At 62.9% G+C, this 17,119-nt stretch carries 14 protein-coding genes; 7 read left to right on the forward strand and 7 right to left on the reverse strand.

Going from position 1 to position 17,119, the window contains the following annotated elements:
• Window positions 1-136 precede the first annotated feature (136 nt).
• The 4 genes from VI340_RS00285 to VI340_RS00300 all read right to left on the reverse strand — a co-directional run bounded on the left by VI340_RS00285 (window position 137) and on the right by VI340_RS00300 (window position 6,518).
• Window positions 137-997: an MBL fold metallo-hydrolase gene (locus VI340_RS00285; RefSeq protein WP_336357537.1), complete on the reverse strand. Its 861-nt coding sequence runs from the start codon at window positions 995-997 to the stop codon at window positions 137-139.
• 44 nt (window positions 998-1,041) lie between these two features.
• Entirely contained in the window at window positions 1,042-2,124 is a 1,083-nt protein-coding gene (gene gfo6 / locus VI340_RS00290; RefSeq protein ID WP_336357538.1) for a D-xylose 1-dehydrogenase Gfo6, read from the reverse strand.
• A 724-nt stretch (window positions 2,125-2,848) separates the two neighbouring features.
• Window positions 2,849-4,294: an aldehyde dehydrogenase family protein gene (locus tag VI340_RS00295; protein ID WP_336330364.1), complete on the reverse strand. Its 1,446-nt coding sequence runs from the start codon at window positions 4,292-4,294 to the stop codon at window positions 2,849-2,851.
• A gap of 1,270 nt (window positions 4,295-5,564) precedes the next feature.
• A complete protein-coding gene (locus VI340_RS00300) occupies window positions 5,565-6,518 on the reverse strand; it encodes a M48 family metallopeptidase (protein ID WP_336357539.1) in 954 nt (317 codons plus the stop codon).
• Between the two features lie 246 nt (window positions 6,519-6,764).
• Between VI340_RS00300 and VI340_RS00305 the strand changes: the two genes are divergently transcribed.
• A complete protein-coding gene (locus tag VI340_RS00305; RefSeq protein WP_008311309.1) occupies window positions 6,765-7,481 on the forward strand; it encodes a fumarylacetoacetate hydrolase family protein in 717 nt (238 codons plus the stop codon).
• Window positions 7,482-7,590: 109 nt separating this feature from the next.
• Here the strand turns inward: VI340_RS00305 and VI340_RS00310 are convergent, their stop codons facing one another.
• On the reverse strand, window positions 7,591-9,336 hold the full coding sequence (locus VI340_RS00310) for an excinuclease ABC subunit C (RefSeq protein WP_336357540.1): 1,746 nt from the start codon (window positions 9,334-9,336) through the stop codon (window positions 7,591-7,593).
• A 33-nt stretch (window positions 9,337-9,369) separates the two neighbouring features.
• Entirely contained in the window at window positions 9,370-9,996 is a 627-nt protein-coding gene (locus tag VI340_RS00315) for a hypothetical protein (RefSeq protein ID WP_008311304.1), read from the reverse strand.
• A gap of 137 nt (window positions 9,997-10,133) precedes the next feature.
• Between VI340_RS00315 and VI340_RS00320 the strand changes: the two genes are divergently transcribed.
• Entirely contained in the window at window positions 10,134-10,607 is a 474-nt protein-coding gene (locus VI340_RS00320) for a hypothetical protein (RefSeq protein ID WP_336330403.1), read from the forward strand.
• Here the strand turns inward: VI340_RS00320 and VI340_RS00325 are convergent.
• Window positions 10,573-10,731 carry a hypothetical protein gene (locus VI340_RS00325; RefSeq protein ID WP_161606628.1) on the reverse strand — a complete coding sequence of 53 codons (159 nt, stop codon included), beginning with the start codon at window positions 10,729-10,731 and terminating at the stop codon, window positions 10,573-10,575. The genes VI340_RS00320 and VI340_RS00325 overlap by 35 nt on opposite strands.
• Window positions 10,732-10,902: 171 nt before the next feature.
• Between VI340_RS00325 and VI340_RS00330 the strand changes: the two genes are divergently transcribed.
• From VI340_RS00330 to ligA, 5 genes are all read left to right on the forward strand, one after another.
• Window positions 10,903-12,006 carry a pyridoxal-phosphate-dependent aminotransferase family protein gene (locus tag VI340_RS00330; RefSeq protein WP_008311300.1) on the forward strand — a complete coding sequence of 368 codons (1,104 nt, stop codon included), beginning with the start codon at window positions 10,903-10,905 and terminating at the stop codon, window positions 12,004-12,006.
• Window positions 12,007-12,193: 187 nt separating this feature from the next.
• Entirely contained in the window at window positions 12,194-12,463 is a 270-nt protein-coding gene (locus VI340_RS00335) for a HalOD1 output domain-containing protein (protein ID WP_008311299.1), read from the forward strand.
• A gap of 187 nt (window positions 12,464-12,650) precedes the next feature.
• Window positions 12,651-14,252: a methyl-accepting chemotaxis protein gene (locus tag VI340_RS00340; protein WP_008311297.1), complete on the forward strand. Its 1,602-nt coding sequence runs from the start codon at window positions 12,651-12,653 to the stop codon at window positions 14,250-14,252.
• A complete protein-coding gene (locus tag VI340_RS00345; protein ID WP_336357541.1) occupies window positions 14,245-14,955 on the forward strand; it encodes a rhodopsin in 711 nt (236 codons plus the stop codon). The genes VI340_RS00340 and VI340_RS00345 overlap by 8 nt, the downstream gene beginning before the upstream one ends.
• A 79-nt stretch (window positions 14,956-15,034) precedes the next feature.
• Window positions 15,035-17,119 (forward strand): NAD-dependent DNA ligase LigA, encoded by a 2,085-nt coding sequence (gene ligA / locus VI340_RS00350; RefSeq protein WP_336357542.1) that lies wholly within the window; start codon window positions 15,035-15,037, stop codon window positions 17,117-17,119.

Here is a 17,119-nt window from a genome sequence, read left to right on the forward strand (position 1 = left end):
ATACGCCGTCTCTGTTTGAGCGGCCGACACAGCGGTGACCGGAACCACGGTCTCATCTGCCAGCTGTAAGTCTGTGAAGAATCTCGCCATCTCGGGGTGGCGAATATCTTGAAATAGTTACAGCCGGCAGTATCACTCAGTCCAGCGCGTCAATACGACGAATACCGGCCTCACCCAGCCGAACCGAACAGCCGATGTACAGCGGTTCGATGACTCGGGGGTAGTCGAACGACACCGCGTGCTCGTGGAGCACCTTCGGGTCGCCGGCTTCGCCCTGCCACATATCGTGATGTGAGGGGAGCAACCGGGATAGCTGGAGCTGATTTGCGGCCTCGATAATCTCGTTTTCGTCCATGTACCACTTCGTTCTGACACCGCAGTCCGGCTCGGGCTCGTAGATAGAGCCGACGGTGCCAAACGCCAGCGCGCCCACGTCGATGTCGAACCGTTCGCCGACGTCGGCAAACGCCTCGGCAGGCCGGCTATCGCCGGCGTGGAAGAACGTCCCGGCGTCGTGCTCGATGACGTACCCCACCGGCTCGATGGCGTCGGGGTCGTTGGTGCCAGTAACGTGAACGGTGAAATCACCGACAGCGAACTCGTCGCCGACGGCGATCTCGTTGCGCTGCTCGTCGGGGACCCGCATCTCACCGTCGTAGTCCGGGGAGTCATACGATGCCGACGGGGCGTACAGGTCCGCTCCGAGGTCCTCGACCAGCGGGCCGTACGAGGGCGGGTGCATGTGGTCGATGTGTTCGTGTGTGACGAGTGTGGCATCACACTGGGTCGCGTCGGCGGGGTCTATCGGCACCGGAATCATGCGAATGAGGTTCGGCGGGTCGCCAGTCCCGAAGTAGGGGTCGATGTACAGTGTCGTCGACTGCGACCGGAGTACGAAGCCGTTACAACCGAGGTACCAGATTACGACGCCATCGCCGGGGTCTGTCGCCTCTATTTCGTCACGGACGAACCAGTCGTCCCACGTTGACTGAACCATGCGCCGAACTACGCCCGGCCGGGTCAAAAAATCCCGTACCGCATTCAGTCGAGTGTGACTGTCGACTCCGTCTCGGAGGCCTCGTAGATTGCCTTGATCGTGTTGATGTCGACGAGGCCGTGTTCACCGTCGGCGTAGGGCTCAGTGTCGGTCAGCAGACAGTGGGCGAAGTACTCGAACTCCTCTTCCATCTGATCGATCTGTTCGAAGTCGATGTCAACCGTCGTTCCCTCGTGGGAAAGCTGGAGCGCACGGTCGTCCCAGGGATAGAAGGCCGGTTCGACGCGGACCTTGCCCTCGGTTCCGAGTACGGATATGTGACTGTCGAGATGGGCGTTCTGGCTGGCTGTACACACCGCGTACATGTGGCCGGGGAAATCTAACTGGAACGCGCCGTGTTCGTCTGGCACGTCGGCGAACTCTTCCTGTACCGATGCGACAGTCCCCCGGACGGCCACGGGGTCGGCATCCAGCAGGAATCGGCTCGTGTTCAGCGGATAGAGGCCGATATCCATCACGGCACAGCCGCCGGAAAGCTCCCCGTCCAGCCGCCACTGGTCGGGGTCGGGGACGAGTTCGAGGATGGGTTCGGTCATATTCCCGTGGACGAACAGCGGTTCGCCGATGTACCCTTCGTCGATGAGGTCCTTCGCCCGCCGGACGGCTGGCTCGGTGTGCATCCGGTAGGCGATCATCAGCGTCGCGTCGTGTTCGTCACAGACCTCGACCATTCGCTCGGCGCGCTCGATGGTGGCCTCCATCGGCTTCTCACAGAGGATTGCCTTCCCCAGTTCTGCCGCCGTCTCGACGTAGGGGAGGTGGAGCGCGTTCGGGGTGACAATGTAGACGGCGTCGTACGCGTCGCTCGCGGCCCCCTCGTGGAACTCCTCGTAGGTGATCGCGTGTTCGACTGTCTCCGAATCAGCGGCCACATCGGCCGCCTTCTCGCGGTCACTGCTGACCAGCACAGTCGTCTCACAGAGGTCCCCCGCGTCGACGGCGGGCATCGCCTGTTCGGTGGTCCACCAGCCGACGCCGATCATCGCGAACCGTACTGGATCGTCGGTCTCTGTCTGTTCCTGCCAGTCTCGACGGTCGAATCCTCCCGTGAGCGCGTCAACGTTCATGCCGCTGCCATCGACTGGCTGGATATTATCTTTTGTGTTGGCACGCCCGTGTCAGCTCCCGCTGTTCTAGAGTGGCGAATGGTAGTTCGTCTGTTAAGTAAACTAGTCCCAGCAGATGACATAGATGTTTGGTATTATGGAACCATATGACTGTCTCACCCGCAGATATTCTACAGCGACCCGTCGATAATCCGGGCGGAAAATACTGTTTCACGGGCCGTCTGTGGACTGTCTTCGTCTACGCTCTCCGGTTTCCGTATCGAGAATAACGACAGTACAACCGTTACGGGAACCGTTCCATAATACTGAACGGACTGTCGAGGGCGGAGCGCCACGGTTCGTCTGACAGGGGCAACTTCGAAGCCCTGTCGCACTCGCTGTGTTCACACGAGGTGTCTACAATGACTGCCACTGACAGAACGGCGCTGCGCCCATTCGAATGACGGTCTCGTTTCTCGCCGCATTCTGACCGGCTAGTGGCACTTCGCGGTAGTGAAACTTGCTTCGGATGCCGGGGCGCTAACAACGAGAGTGGAACGCCTGTACGGGACAGACAGTGTTGATGCTGGGACCGTTCCACCATCGTCGGTCGGTTGGGCTACGACCATGACTTTGCACGCTTGCTCTTGCGGTGGACAAGAGCAACAGGATATTAAGAATAATACTATATAACTTTATTGTAATAAAAACTACACTCCACCGTCAGCGACGGTGGCCGCCTCCATTAGCTGTTGCGGTACACCGTCTTGATGTAGCTGAAGAACTCCAGTCCGGCGTCACCCTGCTCGCGGTAGGTGTTCGTCGAGGAGCGCTTGAGGCCGCCGAAGGGAACGTGCAGTTCCAGTCCGGTCGTCTTCTCGTTGACCTTGACCACACCGGACTCGGAGCGCTCGATGAACTCGTTTTCCTCCTCGATTCGGTCGGTCACGATGCTGGCCGAGAGCCCGTAGTCGATGTCGTTGGCGACCTCGACACCTTCGTCGAAGTCGGAGACGGGAATCACGGCGAGCACCGGCCCGAACACCTCTTCCTGTGCGATACGCATGTCAGGCTCGACGTCGGAGAAGACGGCCGGCGAGATGAAGTTCCCGGCGTCGTACTCGCCACCAGTGAGTTCTTCGCCGCCCGTTTCGAGGGTTGCTCCCTCCGACTGTGCGATGTCGATGTACTCCAGACTCCCCGCGAGCTCGTCTTCACTGACGTGGGGTCCCATGCCGGCCCGGTCGAGGCCGTTTCCGATCTCGAGCGACTCTGCGTAGTCGACGACGGCGTCGAGGAACTCGTCGTACACGTCTTCGTGGACGATAGCCCGGGAGGTCGCTGTACAGGCCTGCCCCGTCCCGCCGAAGGCCCCTGCCCCGACGATGTCGGCCGCTTTGTCCACGTCGGCGCTCGGCATGACAACGGTCGGGTTCTTCCCGCCCATTTCTGCCTGTGCGCGCTTCCCGTTGCTCGTCGCCTGTTCGTAGACGTGCTCGCCGACGGCTGCGCTGCCGGTGAACGACACCACGTCGACGTCGTCGTGGGTGGTCAGCCGTTCTCCGACCTCGCTACCGGGGCCACAGACCAGGTTGATAGCGCCGTCCGGAATACCGGCCTCGTCCAGCGCCTCGACGATCATTGCGCCGACGGTCGGCGCCTGCATCGCGGGCTTGATGACGACGGTGTTGCCGACCGCAAGCGCCGGGGCGATCTTCCAGGCCGGAATCGCGATGGGGTAGTTCCACGGCGTGATAAGCGCCGCGACGCCCATCGGCTCTTTTTTCGTCTGCAGACCGGCGCGGCCGCCGCTTGGCTGTTTGACAGTGCCGCCGAAGTCGCGGGCCTTCTCCGCGTAGTAATAGAAGATATCAATCGCACGCTGTACCTCGCCCTCGGCTTCGCCGAGCGGTTTCCCCTCTTCGCGGGTCAGCGTCTCCGCAAGCTCGTCTTTCCTGGACTTCAGGATTTCACCGGTCTCACGCAGGATCGCGCCACGCTCCGGGCCAGGCATCCCGCCCCATTCGTCTGTTGCTTCCGCCGCGGCCGCGACCGCTTCGTCGGCGTCCGCCGCCGAGGCCACCGGAACCGTGCTGACGACGTCAGTCTCGTCTGCCGGGTTCGTGACGTCCTGTGTCTCTCCGCTCCCGGTCCATTCACCGCCGATATAGTTCTCATACGTCTGCGTCATACGTTTAATTCATCTCATTCCCAATACTTACGCGTTTCCCATCCTTCGCTGTGCCGCGTCGTTCGACGGTATGGAACGACTGGTGGGTCACGGAGGCAATGCTGGATAACAGGCACCGTAGCCAGTGTAATCAGCGTCGCCGGTCCAACCCCGAATTCGCGATGACCGACTCACAGCGGAACCGAAATTGAAGCCCACTAAAATAGCTACCGCTGTCAAATAGCACCAACACGATCTGTGTGTTGCCAGATCTGTCACAACGTGGGACGTGGCCGCGTTGCGGTATTTGTGTTCCTTGGAAATTACTATTGGTCGGCCGTACCGGTATCCCAGAGCTATTCGCATTCTGTTGCCGTGTCGCTACGACTGATCGCTGCTGCGACCTCTCCTAGTATATAAATACATCTCATAGTCTAACATGTGTATGTATGTTATTGACCCGCTGCTGGTAGTTGCTGGACCGGCCGTCGCCCGAGTCGTCTCCCAGCATTTGATATAGCAGTATTCAATTTATAGCGATAAACCGCACCGACGAAAAAATAGCAGTCAATGCGCTGTAGTACGGCCCAGGGCTCTCGAACCGAGTCGAATCTACCACGCGAGCGGTGCCAGTGTTACCCTTCGATTTCAGAATATGGGTAACAAGTGGACAAGTATGAACACAAATACCGTACTACTCTCTCCAGAATTAACTATTTGGTACTACCAGACGATACTGACGCCCGTACCGAAATTAAACCCGGGCCAACTCGTCGCTGTCCACTCTTTCGAGAAGCGCGTCAACAAGTGCGCTCTTCCGGTGTGAGACCAGCAGATGGCAGTAAATGTCGTCTTCACTGTCCGCACCACAGTTACACAGTGGGCATCCGTATGTGTGGCTCTTTGCCCCCTCGGTCGCTCGCTGCGGGATGCTGGCTTGCATATGCGGATGTAAGCGCCTTGCCGAACATAGCAGTTTCTAGGACCGCTATGTTGCTCTCAATGTGCATATAGAGACTTTCCCCGTGTCGGCCTCGGACGCGACACATCCTACTGCTCACTCACCTTGACGAGATTGGTGTACAATGTTCGTCCCCTCTCACGCCTCAAACGAGACTGTCGTCGGTCAGACACGCCCGCCAAAACCGACGTGTTTCGAGCGGTATCTACCACGAAGAAGACCGATTCCTGGTCATATATGTCCTATATGTTTGTTGAATGAGGTTGTCCATCTCTATAAGCAATCGTTTGCATATACTACGGCGCTCCCGGCCGTCGCTGAACGACGCAGCTACCGACGGCTGCCCGACGCCTCGCTCACCCTCGCGGAACTCCGTGCTGCGCTCTCCTGTAGCCGCTGTATCCGCTCATCCATCGGCGGGTGCGTCGACAGGAGACGTGAAAGCTCGCTGTCCGCTTCGCTGTGAACGTATAGCTGTCGCAGGAGACCGGTGTCCGACTTCGACGCCTGCTCGATTTTCGTGAGGGCTCGGGCGAGTCCAACGGGGTTCCCCGTTATTTCGATCGCGCGGTCGTCGGCTGCCAACTCGCGACGCCTGGAGTAGCCGAGTATCAGCAGCGCTACCGCGAATCCGAGACCGGCAACGACCTGTAGCGCGTACCGCTGTGCCCGCCCGAGCCAGGAGCGCGACCACGACGAGGGGTTGCCACGCAGTAATGCGAACGAGCGCGCGAGGCCACCGGTTAGCACCACGACGGGAAACAGAACAAGGCCGACAAGCCCGACAACCGTCTGGACGAGGCTGTACGCGACAGTCTGAACGAGCGCATCCCGGGTCTCCAGATGCGCGAGTTCGTGTGCCAGCAGCGCCTCGAACTCCGTCGCGGATAACAGTTGGAACAGCCGCCGGTCGACGACGATAACCCCAGCGCCGCCGCCGATGGCGAACGCGTTCGGGACCGGCAGCTCCGCCAGTAGCAACGTCGGCGTCTCGACGTCCATCTGATCGACGAGCGTGTCGAGGCGGCGGTAGACCTCCGGCACACGCGCTCGCGAGAGTTCGACTGCGTCGAGAGACCGCTTGAGCCGCGCCGTAGCAGCCCAGTAGTTCACGATGCCGAGAACAATTGCCGTCACGATAACGACAAGGGCGGCTATCAGCGGCGACGGACGGCTGTCCCACACTGGTAGAAGCAGCGCGTACCCCACGTATGCCGCCGAGAGATAGACCAGCAACGACAACACTCCGACGACGGCCATGAGGAGCCGTCGGGTCACAGCCATATCTGCTGATACGCGTTGCCCGAAAAAGTCACTTCGGTGGTCAGCACGGCGTTTCTGACCCCCAGGTTCTGAATGGGGTTGTCGCTAGCGGCCATTTCATATAGCGCAATGGAATTTATCTAATACTGCTCCAGTGGCAGTCTCATTCGACGAAGCGACCCGAGAACGGCTCACATCCCATTCAAAACGGTCTTTCGAGCAGTGTGGGGCGACACGCCTTTTTGACCGGCCTTCGGACCACAGCGTATGCGAACCGCACGACTGTTAACGGACGATGGACCGGTCACTGGCGAATACGTTGACGGCGTCGTCCATGCTGACGATGGCCAGTATGTGGTCGGCCGCGATGGACGACTCCTCCCGCCGTGTGAACCGACCGCGCTGTACTGCGTCGGTCGGAACTACGCCGCGACCAACGACCAGATGGATTACGACCGGCCCGAGGAACCGGACTTCTTCATCAAACCCCCGACAGCGCTACTCGCCCACGAGCAGCACATCCCTTACCCGCCGTTCACCGACGAACTCACCTACGCCGGTGAGCTGGCTGCGGTCATCGGTGAGCGGTGTCGTGACCTTGACCCGGCTGACGTTTCCGACGCCGTCCAGGGATACACGGTACTGAACGACGTCGACGCGCTGGACCAGCAGGGCCGCACGGCACGGAAGGCCTTCGACGGGTCCGGACCGCTGGGGCCGTGGATCGAGACTGACGTCGACCCCACAGGTCTCGACATGTACACTGACATCAACGACGAGCGCCGGCAGTCTGCCAACACCAGCGAGATGCTGTTCGGTCCCCACGAGGTGGTCGCGTACCTTTCCGAGCGGTTCACGCTCCGTCCGGGCGACGTTGTTGCGTTCGGCAGTCCGGCCAACCCGGGGACGGTCGCGCCCGGTGACACAATCGAGATAACCTACGAGGGTGTCGGGACGCTCCGGAACTCGGTCGTTTCGCTATAACGGCATTAAGACGCTGGGATCGCCATATAGCGACCTTCTTTAGCCTCTTCTCGACAGATTAGCGAATCTGAGCGCTATGGCCCGATAAACTACTAAACGCTATACAAAATCACTGTAGCCGGGTCCGAATCGTCTCTGCGGTCTGCTCGCCGATACCGTCGATAGCTGTCAGCTCCTCGTCGGAGGCCGTCCTGACGTTGTCGACGCTGCCGAAGCGCCGGAGCAGTCGCTTCCGCGTTTCGGGGCCGACGCCGGGCACGTCGTCGAGCGTCGTCGACACTTCATCCCGTAGCGTCTGGTGGTACTGGACGGCAAAGCGGTGGGCCTCGTCGCGAATCCGCTGGAGCAGGTGGAGCTGCGGGGCGTCGCTGTCCCAGTCGTACACGCGGTCGGGCGTGATGACCAGTTCCTCGTCCTTCGCCAGCGCGATGGCCGGCACGTCCCAGCCAGTCTCGGCGAGGGCGTCGCGGGCCGCCCCGAGCTGGCCGTCGCCGCCGTCGATGAGCAGCAGGTCCGGGTCCGGCCGGTCGTCCCGGCCTTCGACGGCGCGCGCGGCCCGCCAACGGAGGAGTTCGCGCATGTTCGCGTAGTCGTCGTTTTGCTCGGTGAGCTTCTTCCGGCGGTAGTCGCTCTTCTCGGGCGTCTCGTCGACGAAGGTGACGTTCGAACCAACGGCTGACCGGCCCTGCGCGTGGCTCACGTCGAAGCCCTCGATACGGCTCGGGCGGTCGATACCCAGTGCGTCGGCTAGACGGCCGCTCTCGTCGTCAGCCCCGCCGCGCTGGCGGGCGTTTTTCAACGCGAGGTCGACCAGCGTCGCTTCCCGTCCGGCACCGGGCACCCCGAGCGTAACGCCCTCACTTTCAAGCCACGCTTCGATGTCCGGGTCGGCGGGGGCCTCGGCACAGAGAATCCGGTCCGGCAGGTCCCGCTCGGCGTAGTACTGCGGGATGAACGCCCGATACACGCCCGCGGTCCCCTCGCTGTCCGGGGCCTCCAGCGTGTGGCGGTCCCGTTCGACGAGCTTGCCGCCCTCGGCGTGGAGCCGGGCGACGATGGCGCGCTCGCCCTCGACGGCGGCCCCGAGAACGTCCGTCGTCTGGTATCCCCCGGAGTCGCTAACGGCGGTGTCGCCCTCGCCGTGGAGCGCCTCGACGGCCCCGAGCTTGTCCCGGAGGTTCGCGGCGCGCTCGAACTCCTGGTTCTGTGCGGCGGTCTCCATCTCGCGGCGTAGCGGGTCCGCGAGGACGCCGGTTTCGCCCTCGAAGTACCGCGTGACGGACTCGACGTCTTCGGCGTACTCGGTTTCGCTGATCTCACCGGTGCAGGGCGCGGTACAGATGCCCATCTCGTAGTCGAGACAGGGTCGGTCCCGGTTGCTGTACTTGTGGTCGGAACACCCCCGCAGGCCGTACGTCTCGCGCAGTGCCTTCACGACCGTCTCGACCCGCCCCTTGTCGGTGAACGGCCCGTAGACGGTCGCGCCGTCCTCGGGGTCGCGGGTCACCTCGATTCGGGGGACTGGATGGTCGGTCAACTGGACCAGCGGGTAGGACTTGTCGTCTTTCAGCCGGACGTTGTACGGCGGCCGGTGGCGCTTGATGAGGTTCGCTTCGAGCAACAGTGCCTGCGTCTCGGTGTCGGTGACGGCGAAGTCGATGGTCTCGGCCCGCTCGACCATCTTGGCGATGCGCTCGCTCCGCGGGTCGGCATACGAGCGCACGCGGTCACGCAGGTCGACGGCCTTCCCGACGTAGAGGACCCGGCGCTTGTCGTCCCGGCCCTGTTCGAACAGGTATACGCCGGGCTCCCGTGGCAACGACCCCGCGCGCTCTCGAACCCCGTCGGCGTCCATTAGCTCGGAGTTGGTGCTCGGCGGGGTTGAACGTCACGGGAGCGGGTCGTCGGGCGCAGGCCGGTCGACGTTCCCGGCGTCGGCAGGGGCCGCCTCCGGAACGATGGCGGCCTCGATTCGCTCGACGATACTCTCGTCCTCCGGCGCAGCAAGTTCGATGTCGTCGTCGCCGGCGACGCGCACGACGAGCAGTCGGTCGCGGCTCCAGAGATAGACCCCGAGGACGACGGCGGCGAAGGCCAGCGCGAGGCCGCCGAACAGGCGCAGCAGGTCGTCCAGTTGCGCCATCAGCGACAGCATCGTCCGGAGCATCCCCAGCATCCCCCCGATACCGACGGCACTGGCGGCACCGCCGCTGTCCAGCGAGACGTTGCTGACGAGGCTGTCGAGGCTCACGGTCATCCCGGCGGCCACCAGCACGACGCCGACGACCAGCGCCTTCACGCCGAGTTCGAGAAACGACCAGTCGCCGCTGGTGGTGACGTCGACGCCCTCGACGTTGGGGCGGTCGACCTGCCGGTAGTTCGACCCCTCGCGGTCGGGCGTGAACACGAGGATACGGTGACTCGTCACGACGACCCCGCCACGGTCCAGCCTGACGTCCGCTTCGATCACCTCGCCATCGTACAGGAGGCTCTCGGCCCGTGCGACCCAATCCATACACCCCGTTTACCGCGGACACCTGTATATTCTCCCCCCGTAACCGCTAACTGTGCGCCCTCGAACATGACAGTATGACCGCCGATCCCCGCTGCCCTCACTGCTCGGAGAAAGTCAGTGCGACCGCGACGTGGTGTATGCACTGCGGCCGGGACTTCGAGAGCCCGGTCGATGCCGGAACCGGGACAACAGTCCTTGATGCCGACGGCAGTCAGACCGCGTCTGACCTCGAAGCGGCCCTCAACGCCGGCGACGTCGACGGTATCCAGAACGCGCTCGCACAGAGCGACAACGGGCCGACACTCGTCGGTGTCTTGCTCGCCGGTATCGCGCTGTTTACCCTCCCACTCGTCTCGCCTCCGGGTGCCGCGCTGTATCTCCTCGTCGTCGCCGGTGTCGGGGCAATTGCCGCGACACAGTCGACGTTCGACGCGGCGCTCAGAACCGGCGGGAAGGCACTCGCGCTTGCTCCCTTCCTACTGGTGTTTATCGACGTGTTCCTCGGATATCTGTTCAGCGGAGCGGTGGCGACCAGTGCCACAGTTCTGTTCGGCCCGGCAATTTACGCCGGTCTGGTCATGTACGGCGTCCGCTGGTATCGTCGTCGCTGAGCGGTTTGCGGTGACCCGAACCCGAGTCGGCGTGCATCTCGATCAGCGTGTCGGAGACTTGCTCGACCGCTCTATCGGCGACGGCCGCTCGCTGGGCGTCCGTGAGCGGGGTGTGGCTGCCCATGGACGAACGTGACTGCTCAATTGGTAAATACTTCCTGCAGAGTACAGTCGCTGTCTGCGTATTCTTTGCGTGAGCGGGTCCCCGCTTTAGAGCACGCATTGATTCGCTTCGTCCGGTATCAAAACTACCATGCCTCCCGGATTCGAGAGTCCACCTACTACAGGTGGTTCTGTGACCGAAAAACGCGAATACAAAGACGAGTACCAGGACAAGACGCTGTATCTCCCGGGGCCGACAGAGGTGCGCGACGACGTTATCGAGGCGATGGCCGAACCGATGTTCGGCCACCGGATGGACCGGATGACGGACCTCTACACCACCATCGTCGAGGACACGAAGGAGTTCCTCGGCACCGACAACGATGTCATCGTGCTCACGGCGTCGGGCACGGAGTTCTGGGAGTCGACGACGCTCAACCTGGTCGAAGACAGTATGCTCGTGCCGACCTCCGGCGCGTTCAGCGAGCGCCAGGCCAACGTCGCAGAGCGCCTCGGCAAGGACGTCGACCGCATCGAGTACGACTGGGGCACGGCGGTCAAGCCCGGCGACATCCGTGACGCGCTCGAATCCGGTGACTACGACGCCGTCGGGGCCGTGATGAACGAGACCTCGACCGGCGTCCGGAACCCTATCGAGGAGATCGGCGACGTGGTCGCGGAGTACCCGGATACCTACTTCATCGTTGACGCGATTTCCTGCCTCGGCGGCGACCAGATCGACATCGAGGCCCACGGCATCGACGCTATCTTCACGTCCACGCAGAAGGCCTTCGCCATGCCGCCGGGGCTCGCGGTCTGTGCCGTCAGCGACGCGGCCTACGAGCGGGAACTGGAGAAGGATTCGGCGTCCTGGTACGGCGGCTTCCAGCGCTGTCTGGACTACTACGACCGGAAGGGACAGACCCACTCCACGCCGGCGATTCCGCTCATGCTCGCGTACCGCAAGCAGATGAAGCACATGCTCGATGAGAGCCACGACGCCCGCGACCAGCGCCATCAGGAGATGGCCGAGTACACGCGCGAGTGGGCGCGCGAACACTTCGACCTCTACCCCGAGGAAGGCTACGAGTCCCAGACGGTGACCTGCATCGAGAACACGCAGGACATCAACGTCGCCGAGACGGTCGAGGCCGTCTCCGAAGAATACGACATGGTGTTCTCCAGCGGCTACGGCGACATCAGCGAGGAGAGTTTCCGTATCGGACACATGGGCGAACACACCGTTGAGAGTATCAAAGAGCTAACCGACGCAATCGAAGACGTGGCCGATCTGTAAATTGAGGAATAATCGACTGAGGCCGGGGCTATAGGCCGTTCTAGGGCGGCTCGCTTCTACCACTTGGCGTTTTCACAGTTTGATAATGCTGGGAAGACTATATTACTGCCGACTACTTTGATGTAGATAGACGAACCATATGAGTAAAAGCAACAGGCGGAGTAGGGACAGCGACTCCTCAACACCGATGAACGTGACCAGAAAACAGTTCGACTGGAGCGAGACGCGACCGAGCGCGGCAGTGACTGAGTACATCTCCGCCATGACCGGCCGGGAACAGACTGACTTCGCACCGCTGTACGAGACTGTCGACCCCGAAGCGCTCGACTCACTCGTCGACTCCTCGAAGCGCTCGACGCCTGTCAGTATCTCGTTTGAATATGCTGGCCACTCGGTCACTGTCCGAAGCGACGGGGAACTCGTTATCAAGGCACCAAGCGCCAGTATTGGCCGATAACTTTCGGTTTGCGGAGTTTTTGCCCCTCCTCTCCTGTTTTCCCCCTGATAGCGATTGTGCTTGTGCAGGATCGAAACGCCCAGTTCCGAATATCTATAAAAGACCGTTTTTAGGCCTCGACGCCCCAGTTATCAGTATTTGAATTCGAAAAGGTAGGCATAAGTCAGGAGGTCAGAAATTCGCACGTATGACTGAAACGAACGTGCGAACGAGGGTTGTGACCCACTACAGCCGACGAATCGGGGTCGCAATCGGTGTGACGCTCGCAGTCACGCTCGCGTTCGGGGCTGTGTTTGCCGCGCACGCGGCAAATCAGGGGGCTGGACTCGCGGCCATTTCTGGGACGCTGTTCGTGGTAACGCTCAATCTCGGACTGCTCGCGATTGTTCTGGCCGGGAACGCGGCGGTCGAACTCCGGCGCCTGACCGACGCCGCGACAGCTATCGAGGACGGCGACCTTGAGACTAGTCCGGACGTCGACCGCGCGGACGAGTTCGGTCGCCTCGCATCGGCTTTTGACAGTATGCGCCGCTCTCTCAGCGACGCGTTCGACGAGTCCGAAACCGCACGTAAGGAGGCCGAACAGGCCAAGCAAGACGCACAGGCGGCGCGACAGGAGGCCGAGGAGTTCAACGAAACGCTCCTTGATCATGCGACGGACATCGGTGACGCAATGACGGCCGCGGCTGACGGCGATTTCACCCGACGCCTCGACACAGACACCGGTGTCGATGCCGTCGAACGGATCTCGGTCGCCTACGAGGAGATGGCCGACGGCCTCTCGGAGACTGTCGTCGATATCCGGCAGTTCGCAACTGATGTTGAGGAAGCAAGCACGGCCGTCGCTGCCGACGCGACAGAGGTCGAGGAACTCAACCAGTCTCTTGCCGTCGATATCCGGGAACTGGCCGGCGATATCGAAGCCCAGGCAACCCAGCTCGAAACGGCCATCGAGGAGACGAACGACCTGTCCGCGACCGTCGAGGAAGTCGCCTCGACGACTGACGAGGTCGCTCGACAGGCCGGGGAAGCCGCGAACGTTGGCGCGACCGGGACAGACCGGACGGCGGAGGCCATTGAGGCCATCGAAGGAATCGAAACCGCTGTGACCCATCTCGATGAGTTGGTGACTGACTTGGATGACCGCATGGACGACGTCGCGGCCACGACCGGACTGATAGATGATATCGCCGAGCAGACGAATATGCTCGCACTGAACGCCAACATCGAGGCCTCACACGCCGGTGACGGCGGTGACGGGTTCGCTGTCGTCGCCGAGGAAGTCAAGACGCTCGCGGAGGAAACCCAGGCGGCGATCGACGAGATCGAGAGTATCGTTGAGGGGGCTCGCGGGGAAGTCGACGAGGTGGCCGACGAGATGGACCACACCAGAGAGCGCATCGACGCGGGCGTTACCACGGTCAATCAGGTCGGTGACGCCGTCGAGCGGTTGACTGACACTGTCGACGATGTCGACGATGCGATGGCCGAGATCTCGCGGGCGACCGACGACGGTGCCAGCGCGACCGAGGAACTGGCCGCGACTATCGACACCGTCGGCGAGGTTGCCAGCGACGTCGCCGAGCAGTCCCACGACCTGGCCGATACGGCCCAGGAAACCGCCGAAACGATGAGTGCCGTCCGGCAGCGGGCAGAGGACCTCTCGACACGGACCCGAGAACTCATCGATCGACTCGATGCGTTCGAGACGCGGGCAGTCGGTCACGGTGGAACGGACGGGGCGACACCGACCGCCGGACAACAGCGCGTCGGGGGCGACGATGATTAGCGGGTCGGCCGTCTACGAGATCGCCGCGGTCCTGCTGGCCGTCGCGGCCGTCGTGCTCTCTGGGTGGCTCAGGCGCATTCCGTCGTCCCACCGACACTACTGCTACCCGGTGGTGGCCGTCGTCGGGATTTCAGCCGTGACGACCGCGCTGACGGCGGCCGGCGTCCTGCCAGTGCCCGGGTCCCAGCTCACTGTCCCGAACATCGTCGACGACTTCGTCGCGTACACGGTGCTGTGGACGCTCACGGTCGCGATAGCCGGGGCGTCCCGCCGAACGTTGGCTGTCGCCGCCGCCATCCCGGCGGTACAGGTCATCGCTTTCAACGGCGGGACGATCGTCGGCGGCGCTATCGGACTCGTCGGCTTTGGCGTCCTCGTTATCGGCCAGCTCCTGCTTGCGTACCTGTTACTCGGCCCAGTCTGGCGTCGTGCGGCCGACCTGCCCGACGACCAGCGGCTCCTGCACTGGAAGTCCCGGAACCTCCTGTTGTTCCTCATCGGGATGCTCGTCGCCTACTCGTTGCTTGCGGTTGCGGACGTGTTCGACCCGTTCGTGTTGACCGTCATCAGCGAGTACATGGGGCTCCTGATCCGCGTCGGCTTCGCCGGGTTCCTGTTTGCCAACGTCGATGCTATCGCGGTCGACCGGACCGGCTTTGCCGGCGTAACGTCGGAGTCGGCTGGCGCTCAGCGCGCTGATTGACGAGGGCCGCTGTTGTTGGTATAACACTCTGCAATCCCAGACGGAGTTGCTTAGTGGTCGGCACCCAGAACAGACTGTAATGGCTGTAGCCGACGACGCTGATCTCGCGGACAACCCCTATGTCGAGGGACCCCCGACCGAGTTCGAGGACACAACGACTCTCGACGAAGCGACGGCCCGCGAGCAAGCTGATCAGTTGCGCGAGGCGCTCCGCTATCACGACTACTGCTACTACGTCGAGAACGACCCGGTCATCGGCGACCGGGCCTACGACGCGCTGTTTGCCCGGCTCCAGCGACTCGAATCGGCGTTCGACCTCGACACCGACGGCAGTCCGACCCAGCGCGTCGGTGGCGAGCCACTCGACGAACTCCCCGACGTCGAACACGTCGCCCGGATGGGCTCTATCGATCAGGGCGGCGAGGAAGCGGACGTGCGAGAGTTCGACGAGCGGGTCCGAGACGGGCTCGACACCGACGATGTGCAGTACTTCTGCGAGCCGAAGTTCGACGGCCTCTCTATCGAGATCGTCTACGAGGACGGCGTCTACCAGCGCGCTGCGACCCGCGGCGACGGCGAGGTCGGCGAGGACGTGACCGAGAACGTCCGTACCATCTCTAGTGTTCCACAGCGCTTGCGCGGTGACTACCCCGACTTCCTGGCCGTCCGCGGCGAGGTGTACATCCCGCGGGACGCCTTCACGGCGTTCAACCGCGAGCGCGTCGAGCGCGGCGAGGACCCCTTCGCGAACCCCCGCAACGCCGCCGCCGGGACGCTCCGCCAGCTCGACCCGTCGGTGACCGCAGAACGCCCGCTGTCGGTGTTCTTCTTCGGCGTCCTCGACGCCTCGGTCGACTTCGAGAGCCACAGCGAGATGCACGAGCGGTTCCCCGAGTGGGGCCTCCGGGTGTGCCAGCGGACCGCCGTCGTCGACGACATCGACACCGCCATCGACTACCGGACCGACCAGCAGCAGGCCCGCGACGACCTCGACTACGAGATCGACGGCGTCGTCATCAAAGTCGACGACATGGACGCCTGCGACGAACTCGGCTCGACCTCGCGCGCCCCGCGGTGGGCCTTCGCCTACAAGTTCCCGGCCCGCAAGGAGGAGACGACGGTCAGGGACATCGTCGTGCAGGTCGGCCGGACCGGCCGGCTCACCCCCGTCGCGCTGATGGACCCCGTCGAGGTCGGCGGCGTCACCGTCTCCCGCGCCTCGCTGCACAACCCCTCGCTCATCGCCGACCTCGGCGTCGACGTGGGCGACCGTGTCCGCATCAAGCGGGCCGGCGACGTCATCCCGGACGTCGTCGAAGTGCTCGACGACGACGGCGACGGCCACTTCGAGTTCCCGGACACCTGCCCGGCGTGTGACAGCCCCGTCGAGCACGATGGTCCGATGGCGTTCTGCACCGGCGGCCTCACCTGTCCCGCCCAGCGCGAGCGCAGCGTCGAGCACTACGCCAGCCGCGACGCGCTTGACATCGAGGGCCTCGGCGAGAAGGCCGTCCAGCAACTGCTGGACGCCGACCTCGTCTCGGACCCCGCGGACCTGTACGAACTCACCGTCGAGGACCTCACCGACCTGGAGGGCTGGGGCGAGACCAGCGCCCGGAACCTCGTCGAAGGGATGGAGGACGCCCGCGAGCCGCCGCTTGCGAATTTCCTCGTCGCGCTGGGTATCCCCGAAGTGGGCACCGTCACCGCACGAAATCTCGCCCAGGAGTTCGGCACGTTCGAGGCGATACTGGACGCTGCCGACGAGGGCAACACCGACGCCTTCGAGGCCGTGCCCGACGTAGGTTCGACCGTCACGCGCTCAATCGTAGAGTTCTTCGAGGGCGAGGGGAACCGCGCCGTCATCGACCGTCTGCTCGACCACGTCAACCCCCAGGCCGCTGAGGAAACGGGCGGCGACGCCCTGAACGGCCAGACGTTCGTCTTCACCGGGTCGCTCGACGGCTACACCCGCAGCGACGCACAGGACCTAATCGAGCGCAACGGCGGGTCGGCGACGAGCAGCGTCTCCGGCAACACGGACTATCTGGTGCTGGGCGATAATCCCGGCCAGCGAAAACGGGACGACGCGGAAGAACACGGCGTCAAGACGCTCACCAAGAGCGAGTTCGAAGAATTGCTGGACGACGCTGGTGTCCTGTAG

The sequence above is a fragment of the Haloarcula sp. CGMCC 1.6347 genome (genome assembly GCF_037078395.1).
In the GTDB taxonomy this organism is placed as follows: Archaea; Halobacteriota; Halobacteria; order Halobacteriales; family Haloarculaceae; genus Haloarcula; species Haloarcula amylolytica.